The 11246-nt window shown below is 76.9% G+C and carries 10 protein-coding genes; 6 read left to right on the top strand and 4 right to left on the bottom strand.

Annotation, left to right across the window (positions count from 1 at the left end; genetic code table 11):
* Positions 1-3: 3 nt before the first annotated feature.
* A complete protein-coding gene (locus AC3WUG_RS13190) occupies positions 4-612 on the bottom strand; it encodes a winged helix-turn-helix transcriptional regulator (RefSeq protein WP_492328083.1) in 609 nt (202 codons plus the stop codon).
* A gap of 56 nt (positions 613-668) precedes the next feature.
* Here AC3WUG_RS13190 and AC3WUG_RS13185 point away from each other — a divergent pair, with 56 nt between their 5' ends.
* Positions 669-1982, top strand: a complete 1314-nt coding sequence (locus tag AC3WUG_RS13185; RefSeq protein ID WP_492328082.1) for an MFS transporter — start codon at positions 669-671, stop codon at positions 1980-1982.
* Positions 1983-2050: 68 nt separating this feature from the next.
* Positions 2051-3277, top strand: coding sequence for a hypothetical protein (locus tag AC3WUG_RS13180; protein ID WP_492328081.1), 1227 nt, complete (start codon positions 2051-2053; stop codon positions 3275-3277).
* A 102-nt stretch (positions 3278-3379) separates the two neighbouring features.
* On the opposite strand, the gene AC3WUG_RS13175 is transcribed toward AC3WUG_RS13180, so the two are convergent.
* Together AC3WUG_RS13175 and AC3WUG_RS13170 are read right to left on the bottom strand one after the other, a co-directional pair.
* A complete protein-coding gene (locus AC3WUG_RS13175; protein WP_492328080.1) occupies positions 3380-4192 on the bottom strand; it encodes an exodeoxyribonuclease III in 813 nt (270 codons plus the stop codon).
* Between the two features lie 58 nt (positions 4193-4250).
* Positions 4251-5561 (bottom strand): TetR/AcrR family transcriptional regulator, encoded by a 1311-nt coding sequence (locus AC3WUG_RS13170; RefSeq protein ID WP_492328079.1) that lies wholly within the window; start codon positions 5559-5561, stop codon positions 4251-4253.
* Positions 5562-5647: 86 nt separating this feature from the next.
* On the opposite strand from AC3WUG_RS13170, the gene AC3WUG_RS13165 reads away from it, so the two are divergent.
* Both AC3WUG_RS13165 and AC3WUG_RS13160 read left to right on the top strand, forming a co-directional pair.
* Positions 5648-6583 (top strand): ATP-binding cassette domain-containing protein, encoded by a 936-nt coding sequence (locus AC3WUG_RS13165; protein ID WP_492328078.1) that lies wholly within the window; start codon positions 5648-5650, stop codon positions 6581-6583.
* The gene (locus tag AC3WUG_RS13160; protein WP_492328077.1) at positions 6580-7389 is read left to right on the top strand and encodes an ABC transporter permease; all 810 of its coding nucleotides are present in this window, start codon (positions 6580-6582) and stop codon (positions 7387-7389) included. The genes AC3WUG_RS13165 and AC3WUG_RS13160 overlap by 4 nt, the downstream gene beginning before the upstream one ends.
* A gap of 73 nt (positions 7390-7462) precedes the next feature.
* On the opposite strand, the gene AC3WUG_RS13155 is transcribed toward AC3WUG_RS13160, so the two are convergent.
* The gene (locus AC3WUG_RS13155) at positions 7463-8272 is read right to left on the bottom strand and encodes a phosphotransferase family protein (protein WP_492328076.1); all 810 of its coding nucleotides are present in this window, start codon (positions 8270-8272) and stop codon (positions 7463-7465) included.
* A 112-nt stretch (positions 8273-8384) separates the two neighbouring features.
* On the opposite strand from AC3WUG_RS13155, the gene AC3WUG_RS13150 reads away from it, so the two are divergent.
* The gene (locus AC3WUG_RS13150; protein WP_492328075.1) at positions 8385-9968 is read left to right on the top strand and encodes a purine-cytosine permease family protein; all 1584 of its coding nucleotides are present in this window, start codon (positions 8385-8387) and stop codon (positions 9966-9968) included.
* A complete protein-coding gene (locus AC3WUG_RS13145) occupies positions 9965-10828 on the top strand; it encodes an isochorismatase family protein (RefSeq protein ID WP_492328074.1) in 864 nt (287 codons plus the stop codon). Before AC3WUG_RS13150 ends, AC3WUG_RS13145 begins: the two co-directional genes overlap by 4 nt.
* The last annotated feature ends 418 nt before the right edge of the window (positions 10829-11246 follow it).

The raw sequence follows: 11246 nt of genomic DNA, 5'->3' as shown, positions 1-11246 counted from the left end.
CGGCTACCCCCGCGGGAGCCGGCCGGCGTCCTCGTGCAGGGCGAACAGGATCGAGTACGGGCGGCCCTCCGGCGTCGGACGGCGCTCGGCCAGCTCACCGAAGAACGCGTCCACCCGGGACATGAGCTCGTCGCGCTCGTCCGCGCTGAGCCGAACGCCGAGCCGGGTCATCCGCACGGACTCCGGGTCGGCCTCGGCGACCTCCTCCACGAACGTCGACAGCATGAGCTGCCACTTACCGGGGAAGTCGGGCACGCGCCACGACTTCCTGGTCGCCCGGTACGGCACCTCGCGGGAGCCGCGCGCGCCCCGGCGGACCGGCTCCGCGGCGAGGAATCCCCGGTCCACCAGGGTGCGGACGTGGTGCAGCACGGTCGCAGGGTTCTTGCCCAGGCGTTCGGCGATCTCCCGGTTCGTCAGCGGGTCGTCGAGGCAGAGCCGGAGGATGCGGATCCGGAGGGTGGACGCGAGGGCCCGGGCGTCGGCGTCCAGCTCGGCGGAGTCGGGCGCGGAGTCCGGACCTCCCGCCGGGTCGGGCGCGGCGGGGGCCCACGCCGGGGCCGGTTCGCGGTCGCGGTCGCGGTCGCGGTCGGGGTCGGGGGACGGTGCCATGGTCCGATCCTAATCACCGATTGACTTCTCTCAATCAGTCGCGCCACCCTGGTGCCATGTCGACCCCCGCACCCGCCGGCCCGCCGCTCGGCACCTCCGCGCCCGTCGAGCCGGACCCGCCCGGCACCCGGCGCTCGCTCGCCCGGCACCCGGACTTCCGCCGGCTGTGGGCGGGCGACGCGTTCGGCCAGCTCGGCTTCCAGCTGACGAGCATCGCGCTCCCGGTGCTCGCGGTGCGGGACCTGCACGCCACCGAGTGGCAGATGGGCCTGCTGACCGCCGCCGAGACCGCGGCGTTCCTCGTCATCGGGCTGCCGACCGGCGCCTGGGTGGACCGGATGCGCAAGCGCCGGGTGCTCATCACCGCGGACCTGGTCCGGGCCGCCGCGCTCTCGGTGGTCGTGGTGCTCGCGCTGACCGGGCACGCCTCGATGGCCGTGCTGTACGCCGGGGCGCTGGTGATGAGCGTCGCGACCGTGTTCTTCGACGTCGCGCACCAGTCGTACGTGCCCGGGCTGGTCGGGCTCGCGCACATCGGCGAGGGCAACGCGAAGCTCCAGGCCACCCAGTCGGTGGCGCAGGTCGCGGGGCCGGCGATCGGCGGTGCGCTGCTGCGGGTGGTGCTCGCCCCCGTGCTGCTCGCGGTGAACGTCGCGACCTACCTGGTGTCCGCGCTGGCCCTGTCCCGGATCCGGAAGGTCGAGGAGCTGCCGCCCCGCGAGCACCGCCGGCCGCTCAAGGAGGAGATCGCGGAGGGGTGGCACTTCGTCGTCCGGCAGCCGCTGCTGCGCCGGATCGTGGCCTGCACCGCGATCGGCAACCTGTTCACCGCCGCCGCGGGCGCGGTCACGGTGATCTTCGCGCTCCGCACGCTCGGTCTCGACGAGGCGGCGTACGGCACCGTGCTGTCCGCCTCGGCGGTCGGCGGCCTGCTCGGCGCGGTCGCCTCCGACCGGCTGGTGCGCTGGTTCGGCGAGGGCCGGGTGATCCCCCTGTCCGCGCTGGCGTTCGCGCCGGGCGCCGCGCTGACCCCGCTCGCGGCCGTGCTGCCGTTCCCGCCGCAGGCCACGCTCATCGCGGGCGGAGCGCTGTTCTTCTTCGCGGTCGTCGTCTACAACGTCGCGCAGGTGAGCTTCCGGCAGCGGGTGTGCCCGCCGCCCCTCCTCGGCCGGATGAACGCCTCGGTGCGGTTCATCGTGTGGGGCACGACGCCGATCGGCGGGCTGCTCGGCGGCTGGCTCGGGCACACCTTCGGCGCCACCACGACGCTGTGGGTGGGCGCCGCCGGTGCCGTCGTCGCGGCGCTGCCGGTGCTGCTCTCGCCGCTGCTGCGGATGCGGGAGCTGCCGGGCGCGCCCACCCCCGAGTGACGCGTTCCCGCACGTCAGCGACATGCCCGGTTTGAGATGCTTCGGGCAGCTTGGGCAGAGTGGGGTCCGTGCTCCGCCTGCTCCTCTCCGCCGTCATCGGGTTCTTCGTCGCCTCGGTCGTCCTCCGGGTCGCCGACCTGGACGCGGGGTGGGAGTGGGCGTTCGGCGCCTCCCTCGGGGTGATGGTGCCGCTGATGGTCCTCGTGTCGATCGGGCGCACGTTCGCGGGGTCGCGGCACGCCCGGCCGCAGGACGTCGAGGCCGCGCTCCGCGAGAACCGGGTCAGCCTGGCCAAGGTGCTGGACACCCGGGCCACCGGCACCACGATCAACGACCAGCCGCTGTGCGAGATCCGGCTCGTCGTCGCGTCCCGCACCCGTCCCGCGTACACCACGACCACCCGGAGCGTCGTCAACCTGGGGCGGTTGCCCGGGCTGCAGCGCGGCGCCGTCGTGGTCGTCGCGCAGCTCGACGCCGAGCGGCCCGACGTCGCGCTGCTCGACCCGGCCCCCGCCGGCTGGCAGGACATCGCCGACCGCGACACGCACGTCCGCGACCTGCCCGAGGCGCCGGTCTGGGAGGCCGCGCCCGCACGGGGCCGCGACCGGCGCGGGCTGATCCGGATCCCGGCGGTGCTGCTCCTGGTCCTCGCGCTGGTCGGGTTCGGCGCGCGGGTCTGGCCGGTCCGCGACGAGGCGCTCGCGCTGGTGCAGGGCACGCCGCTGGAGGAGGTCCAGGCCGAGGCCGGTGCGGCGAGCGGCCCGGTCACCGACGCCGAGACCGCTGCGCCGGTCGACCTGTTCGCGGCGGCGAACACGCGCGGGGCGGTCGACGACCTGGCGGCGGTGGCGGGCGGCACCCAGTTCACCGAGGTCGGGATCTACGGCGACTACATCGTGGCCGAGGGGCTCACCGCGCCGGGCGCGCCGACCACCGACCGGTACACCTGGCGGGACGGCGAGGCGGCCCGGGACGGTGCCGCGACGATGCAGCCCGACCCGGCCACGCTACCCGACGAGCTGTTCGACGTGACCGCGGTCGACTGGTCGCTGGTCGAGCCGCTCGTCGCGCAGGTGCCGGAGCTCACCGGGATCACCGCGCCCGGCGGGCCGTCCGTGCTCGTGCGGCGGGCGACCGACCCGGCGGTGACCACCCCGGTCGAGTTCCACCTCTGGGTCGGTGACGAGTACGACGACGCCTACCTGACCGCCGACGCGACCGGGACGGTCGTGTCGATGCACGGCGGGCGGCCGGGCTCGCCGTCGGAGGCGTGGGAGGCGGCGCACGCCGGGTGAATCCCGGGGCGCGCCGGGTGCGGCCGCGCGCGACCGCCGCCACCGGCACCGCGCCGCGGGCGGACGTCGCCCACCGCCGCGCGTCCGGCCCCGCCGCGCGGGTCAGACGTCGTAGGTGACGACCACCGGGGCGTGGTCGCTGAACCGCGCGTCGTACGTCGCGGCCCGGTCGATCTCCACCGTCCGGGCGCGGTCCGCGAGCGACGGCGTCGCCAGCTGGTAGTCGATCCGCCAGCCGGAGTCGTTGTCGAACGCCTGGCCGCGCCACGACCACCACGTGTACGGGCCGGGGCCCTCGCCGCCGTGCTCGCGGCCCAGGTCGCGCCAGCCCTGCTCATCGAACCAGGTGTCCAGGTACGCCCGCTCCTCGGGCAGGAAGCCCGCCGCCTTGCGGTTGCCGCGCCAGTTCTTGATGTCCACCTCGCGGTGCGCGATGTTGAGGTCGCCCGCGACGACCACGTCCGCGCCCTCCCCCGCGAGCTCCGCGAGCCGCTTGGTCATCACGTCGAGGAACGCGTACTTCTCGTCCATCTTCGGGGTGCCGGCCTGCCCGGAGTGCACGTAGGCGGACACGACGGTGAGCAGCCGCGGCTCGGCGCCGTCCGCCGCGGGCAGCTCGAGGTCCGCCTCCACCCAGCGGCCGCTGTCGGCGGGCACGCCGGTGCCGATGCCGATCCGCACCGCGCGCATCGGCAGCCGCGAGGCGATCGCGACCCCCGCGCGGCCCTTCGTCTCGCTGGCCTCGTGGGCCAGGTGCCAGTCCGCGGCGGACAGGTGGTCGCCGAGGATCTCGTCCGAGGCGCGCACCTCCTGCAGCAGCAGGACGTCCGGCCGGCGGGCCTCGACCCAGTCGGCCATGCCCCGCTTGAAGGCGGCCCGGATCCCGTTCACGTTGACACTCGCTACCGTCAGCACGCGGACCATCCAACCTCATGCCACCGACACGGACGGACCGCGCGGTCGGCCCCCGAGGTCAGCCGTCCGCGGCGGTCCGGGCGGCCTCGCGCGCCTCCGCCCGCGCGATCACCGCGGCCACCCCGTCGAGCACCAGCCGCAGCCCCCAGTCGGGGTGCCCGTCGTCGTCCTCGGCGACGGCGTCGTCGTCGAAGGCGCCCGCGTCGAGCGCCTCCGCCAGCACCGGGTGCCGCTCGGGGTCCGTCACCGCGCGCAGCAGCGACGCGTAGTCGACGAGCGCCGGGTGCGCGGCCGGACCCGCACCGGTGGCGCCGCCGTCCTCCCGCGCGACCGCCTCGGCCGCCCGCGCCGCCTGCGCCTCGGCGGCGACCACCTGCCCCTCCGCCAGCAGGTGCAGCGACACCCGCCCCACGACCGCGGTCCGCTCCGGCCAGGTCAGCGGCGTCCCGTCGAGCGCCCGCAGCCCGCGCTCGAGGAACGCCACCCGCGCCGGCCCCGGCAGCGCGGCGGCGGCCGGGGTCTGGACCGCCCACGGGTGCCGGCGGGCGAGGTCGAGCTGGTCGTGGCACCAGCGCTCGAGCGCGGCGCGCCAGGCGGGCGCGCCGTCGTCCCCCGCGCCGGGCGAACCCGGGCCGCCGGGCGATCCCGGCGCGTCGGCCGGCCCCGTCTCCTCCACCGCCTCCGCCAGCGCCGCGTCCAGCATCACCGCCAGCAGGTCGTCCTTGCTCGACACGTACCGGTAGAGCGCCATCGTCGTCACGCCCAGCCGCTCCGCGACCCGCGCCATCGACACCGCGCCCAGCCCGTCCGCGTCCGCGAGCGCGATGGCCGCCCCCGCGATCCCGTCCAGCGTCAGCCCGGGCCGCGGCCCCCGGCGGCCGACGGGGGCGGGGCGCCACAGCACGGCCAGGCCCGGCGGGAGGTCGGCGCCCGGCTGCTCGTCGCCCGGCTCCCGGGCCGCCTCGGCCCGCAGCCGCGCCCGCTCGACCTGCCGGGCCGCGCGCCGGGCCGCGAGGTCCGCGTCCAGCGCCGCCTTCTCCGCCTCGCGCTCGGCGCGGTCGGCCTCGCGCTCGACCTCGCGGACCGCGCGCTCCTGCTCCGCGCGCAGCCGCTCGACCTCCTTCTCGGCCGCGCGGGCGGCGCGGTCCCGGTCCCGCTGCGCCTTCTCCGCGTCGCGGCGGGCGCGCTCCCGGTCCTTCTCCGCCCGGGCCGCCTCCTTCTGGGCGGCGCGCGCGGCCTTCTCCCGGTCCCGGCGCAGGGCCTCGGCGTGCTTGCGCGCGGCGGGGTCGTCCCCGTCGTGCGGTTCGCCGGGGGCGTCGGGGGCGTCGGGGGCGTCGGGGGCCGAAGGCCGCTCGTCGTCGGGCTGCATCGGACTCCTTGACCGTCGGGCGGACAACTGTGTACAACATACACACCGCACTATCCGTGTACGACGTAGACAGAAAGGAGCCGGCGATGGACACCCCGATGATCGAGACCCGGGCGCTGCGCAAGGCGTTCGGGTCGACCACCGTGCTGACCGGCGTCGACCTCGCGGTCCCGCAGGGCCAGGTGCTCGCGCTGCTCGGGCCGAACGGCGCGGGCAAGACCACCACCGTCGAGATCCTCAGCACGCTGCTGCGCCCCGACGGCGGCACCGCGGCCGTCGCCGGCCACGACGTCGTGCGCGAGCCCGACCGGGTGCGCGAGGCGATCAGCCTGACCGGGCAGTACGCCGCGGTCGACGAGCTGCTGACCGGCCGGGAGAACCTCCGGCTGATGGCCCGGCTCGCCCACCTCCCCCGCTCCGCCGGGCGCACCCGCGGGGACGAGCTGCTCGGGCTGTTCGACCTCGAGGGCGCCGCCGACCGGCTCGTGCGCACCTACTCCGGCGGGATGCGCCGGCGGCTCGACCTCGCCGTCGGGCTGCTCACCCGCCCGGCCGTGCTGTTCCTCGACGAGCCGACCACCGGGCTCGACCCGCGCAGCCGGTCCGACCTGTGGGCCGTCATCCGCGACGTCGTCGGGCAGGGCGCCACCGTGCTGCTGACCACGCAGTACCTGGACGAGGCCGACGCCCTCGCCGACCGCGTCGCGGTCCTGGACCACGGCCGGGTCATCGCGCAGGGCACCGCCGCGGAGCTCAAACGCCAGGTCGGCGCCGCGCACGTCGAGCTGCAGCTGGCCGACGGGCGGACCGAGCGGGTCGCGACCGACGCCTCCGTGCCGGACGTGCGCCGCATCCTCGCCGACGTCGAGCTCCGCCGGCTGCCCGTCGAGTCCTGGCGGGTCGCCGTGCCCACGCTCGACGACGTCTTCCTCACCCTCACCGGCCGCCCGGCGGACGCCGCGCCGGCCGCCGACGCGCCCGCGGCCGACGCCGCGGACCTGCTCGCCCGGGAGGCCTCGTGACCGCCACCGCACTCGCGCCCGCGCGCGCCGTCACCCGCCCGCCCGCCGGCGGCTGGGCCCTGCAGGACACCGCCGCGATGATCGGCCGGAGCCTGCGCCGGTCCCTGCGCACGCCCGACACCCTGATCATGGGGATCGCGCTGCCGGTGATCCTCATGCTGCTGTTCGTCTACGTGTTCGGCGGTGCCATCCAGACCGGGCAGGCCGCCTACGTCGACTACGTCGTCCCCGGCATCGTGCTGCTCTGCGCGGGCTACGGCGCCGCCACGACGGCCGTCTCCGTGGCGTCCGACATGACCGGCGGCCTGATGAACCGGTTCCGGACCCTGCCCGTGCGACCGGTCGCCGCGCTGACCGGCCACGTCGTCGAGTCCGTCGTCCGCAACGCCGTGTCCACCGCGCTGGTCGTCGGCGTGGCGTACCTCGCCGGGTTCCGGCCGACCGCGGGCGCCGGCGGGTGGCTGGCCGTCGCCGGGCTCGTCCTGCTCTACGTCCTCGCGCTGACCTGGACGGCGGTGTGCATCGGGATGGTGTCGTCCGGTCCCGAGGCCGCCAACGGGTTCACCTTCGCGATCATGTTCCTGCCCTACGTGTCGAGCGCGTTCGTCCCGCCCGAGTCCATGCCGCGGGTCCTGGAGTGGATCGCCACCTACCAGCCCGTCACGCCGGTGACCGACACCGTGCGCGCGTGGCTGATCGGCGCGCCGGGCGGGCAGCCGCTCGTGGCGCTGGCGTGGTGCGCGGGGCTGCTCGTGGTCGCGCGCCTCACCGCGGCCTGGCTGTTCCGGCGGCGCGCGACGCGCTGACCGGCCGCGCCGACAGGCCGCCCCGACCGGCCGCGCCGGGACCGCCGGCGCACCCCGCCGGCGGTCCCCGACGTCACAGCGCGACGCCGAGGCGCGCAGCGAGCCGCGCGGTGTCCGCGCGGTGCCGGGCACCCTCGTCCCGGAACTCCAGGCACCACAGCAGCTGCTGGACCGCGGCGCGTCCGTCGGCGTCGTCGGGCGATCCGGGCATCCCGTCCCAGAGGGCGGCCCGCGCCGCGTCGGCGTCCGCCGGACCGGCCCACGCGCTGTCCCAGTCGAGCACCGCCGCCAGCCGCCACCCGGGACCGTCCGGCCGCACCAGCACGTTCGCGTGGTGCAGGTCGCCGTGCACGAGCACCGCGCCCCCGGCCCCGTCGAACAGGGCGTCGTACCGGTCGAGCAGGCGCTCGGCCGCGTCCAGCCGCCACCCGGCGGGGACCCGCCGGCGGGTCCGCTCGCGCAGGGCGTCCCGCTCCGGCGCGCCCGGCGCGTCGAGCTCGCCGAACCCCGGCTGCGCCGCCGCCCGCAGGCGCGCCAGGACGCCGGCGAGCTCGGCCAGCACCGCCCGCCGGGCCGCGTCGCCCACGCGCGGGTGCACCTCGTGCCACCCGCGGCCGGCCACCCGCTCGGTCACGTGCACCTGCGTCCCGGCCACCACCCGCGCGGCCAGCGTGCGCGGCACCGGCACCCCGGCCGCCCGCGCCGACTCCTGCGCCAGCGCCGCCCGGAGCAGGTCGGGCGCCGCACCCGCGGGCGCGGTCTTCACGACGAGGGCCTCGCCACCGGGATTCGTCACGGCGCGCACCGACGCACCGCCGGCGCCCGCGAGCACGGACGTCGTCCGGGCGCCCGGCCCGAGCACCGCCCTGATCACCTCGTCCACGAGCCCTCCCGGACACACCCCACCATCGTGGCAGCCCCGACGCGCCGGGCGTCGTCCCCAGGCCTGCCCCCAGGGGGTGACCGCGGGCGTCCGCGGTGGTGGGATGGGTCGCATGACCGTCCCTCCCCCGGCGGGCGCCGCGCCCGGCCCCGTCCCCGCGCCCGGCTCCGTCCCCGCGCCCGGCCCCGACGCGGAGCCCGGCGGCGCCGTGCCGCCCGGCCGCGCGCTGGCCGTCGAGTCCGCCGGCGTCGACGTCATCGCCGACCGCGACCGCAAGGGCACCCCGCGGCAGCTGTTCTGGCCGTGGTTCGCCGCGAACGTCTCCGTGCTCGGCCTGTCCTACGGCGCGTGGGTCCTCGACTTCGGGGTGTCCTTCACCCAGGCCGTCGTCGCGAGCGTCGTCGGCATCGTGTTCTCGTTCCTGCTGTGCGGGATCGTCGCGCTCGCCGGCAAGCGCGGGTCCGCCCCGACGATGGTGCTGTCCCGCGCCGCCCTCGGCGTGCAGGGCAACCGGGTCGCCGCGGTGCTGTCCTGGCTGCTCACCGTCGGCTGGGAGACGATCCTCACCGCGCTCGCCACCCTCGCGACCGCGACCGTCGTGGAGGCGCTCGGCTGGGGCGGCGGCACCGGCGTGCAGGTCGTGGCCCTGGTCGTCGTCGCGGCGCTCATCATCGCGGGCGGGGTGTTCGGCTTCGACCTGATCATGCGGATGCAGACCATCATCACCGTGGTCACCGCCGTGCTGACCGTCGGCTACGTGCTGCTCGTCCTCGACCACGTGGACACCGCCGCCGTCACCGCACTGCCCTCCGGCACCGCCCAGGCGTTCATCGGCGCGCTCGTCTTCATGATGACCGGCTTCGGCCTCGGCTGGGTCAACATGGCCGCCGACTACTCCCGGTACCTGCCGCGGCACACCTCGGGGCGCGGCGTCGTCGGCTGGACCACGTTCGGCGCCTCGCTCGCGCCCGTCGTGCTGCTCCTGTTCGGCCTGCTGCTGGCCGGCTCCGACCCGGAGCTGCGCGCGGCCATCAGCGACGACCCGATCGGCGCGCTCACCACCATCCTGCCGACCTGGTACCTCGTGCCGTTCGCGGTCGTGGCGGTGCTCGGGCTGATCGGCGGCGCCGTGCTGGACATCTACTCGTCCGGGCTGGCGCTCGTGTCCACCGGGCTGCCGATCACGCGGCCCGTCGCCGCCGGGATCGACGGCGTGATCATGGTGCTCGGGACGATCTACATCGTGTTCGGCTCCGACACCTTCTTCGGCGTGTTCCAGGGCTTCCTCATCACGCTCGGCGTCCCGATCGCGGCGTGGGCGGGCATCATGATCGCCGACATCGTCCTGCGGCGCCGCGACTACGACGACCTCGACCTGTTCGACCCGCGGGGTCGCTACGGGCGGGCCGCCGGGGTGCCGCTGACGCTGCTCGCACTCGGCACCGTGCTCGGCTGGGGCCTGGTCACCAACGCGTCCGCCGGCTGGCTGTCCTGGCAGGGCTACCTCCTCGGGCCGTTCGGTCTCGGCGGCACCTCGGGCGCCTGGGCGTACGCGAACCTCGGGGTACTGGTGGCGCTGGCCGTCGGGCTGCTCGGGACGCTGCTGCTGCGCCGCGGGGCGGTGCGGCGGCAGGAGGCGCTGCCGCCGACGGCCGGGGCCGTGGACGCCGGCGCGGGCGCGGGGGTGGCGCGGTGACGGCCGCCCCGGTGGGCGACGACGCGGGCGGGGCGACGGCGGGCGAGCGCGGCGCGACGGGCGAGCGCGGCGCCACGGGCGAGCACGGCGCCACGGGCGAGCGCGGTGCGACGAGCGACCGCGGCACGGCGGGCGACCGCGGCACCACGGGCGAGCGCGGTGCGACGGGCGAGCGCGGCACCACGGGCGAGCGCGGTGCGACGGGCGAGCGCGGTGCGACGGGCGAGCGCGGAACCACGAGCGACCGCAGCACCACGGACGCGCGTGCGGAGGGTGCCGCCCCCGGGCGGGCGGTGCTGGTCGTGATCGACATGCAGCCCGTGTTCGCCGACCCGGGCAGCCCGTGGGCCGCGCCGCGGTTCGCGGAGGCGCTGCCCGTCGTCCGCGCCCTCGCCGAGCAGGCGGGCGCCGACCGCACCGTGTTCACGCGGTTCGTCGCCCCGGAGCGCCCCGAGGGCGCGTGGGTGGCGTACTACGCCGACTGGCCGTTCGCCCTGCAGCCCGAGGACGCCCCGGCCTACGCGATCGTCCCGGAGCTGGCCGACCTCGCCGCGGCGTCGTCCGTCGTCACCGCCACGACCTTCGGCAAGTGGGGCCCGGACCTCGCGGCGCACCTCCGCCCGGGCGACACCATGCTGCTCGCCGGCGTCTCGACCGACTGCTGCGTGCTGTCGACGGCGCTCCCCGCGGCCGACGCCGGCGTGGCCGTGCGCGTCGTGGCGGAGGCGTGCGCGGGGGCCGACGACGCGAGCCACGCGCGCGCCCTGGACGCGATCCGGCTCTACGCCCCGCTGGCCGACGTGGTCGACGCGACCACGGCGGGCGCGATCCTGGCGACGACCACGGCCCCACCGGCCTGACGTCCGCGGGGCCTCGCCGGTCGCGCAGACGCCGCGCTGCACCACGCGCTGGAGCGGCGAGCCCACCCCGCCCGGCGACCCCGCGAGCTCCGCCTCCGTCGTCGCCTCCGCCCGAGGTCGTCGCCTCCGCCCGACGTCGGCGCCTCCGCCCGACGTCGGCGGTCGCGCCCGACGTCGACGGTTCCGCACCGGTCGCCGTGGCCGCAACCGCCGACCTCGGCGGGCGACCCGTGAGGTCGTCACATCCGAGCGAGGTCGGTGGAAACGAGTGACGACCTCGTCCCGATGTGACGACCTCGCGCTGCGAGCCGCGAGCCGCGCGCCGCAGGCCGCGCGCCGGGTGACGCCCCGCGGGCAGCGCGACGCCCGGGTCGCGGCCTGTCTCTTCTCCACACCTGACGCTGCCGACAAAGGCCGT

Source organism: Cellulomonas sp. EB106-03-03-XG116 (assembly GCF_058792015.1).
The sequence above is the reverse complement of the archived record's forward strand: the minus strand, read 5'-3'. Positions and strand labels throughout refer to the sequence as shown.

What these genes read in the sequence shown, in the direction of transcription:
- AC3WUG_RS13185 (WP_492328082.1), top strand. Translation starts at nt 669, where the DNA reads ATGTCGACCCCCGCACCCGCCGGCCCGCCGCTCGGCACCTCCGCGCCC.
- AC3WUG_RS13170 (WP_492328079.1), bottom strand. Translation starts at nt 5,561, where the DNA reads ATGCAGCCCGACGACGAGCGGCCTTCGGCCCCCGACGCCCCCGACGCC.
- AC3WUG_RS13150 (WP_492328075.1), top strand. Translation starts at nt 8,385, where the DNA reads ATGACCGTCCCTCCCCCGGCGGGCGCCGCGCCCGGCCCCGTCCCCGCG.
- AC3WUG_RS13190 (WP_492328083.1), bottom strand. Translation starts at nt 612, where the DNA reads ATGGCACCGTCCCCCGACCCCGACCGCGACCGCGACCGCGACCGCGAA.
- AC3WUG_RS13165 (WP_492328078.1), top strand. Translation starts at nt 5,648, where the DNA reads ATGGACACCCCGATGATCGAGACCCGGGCGCTGCGCAAGGCGTTCGGG.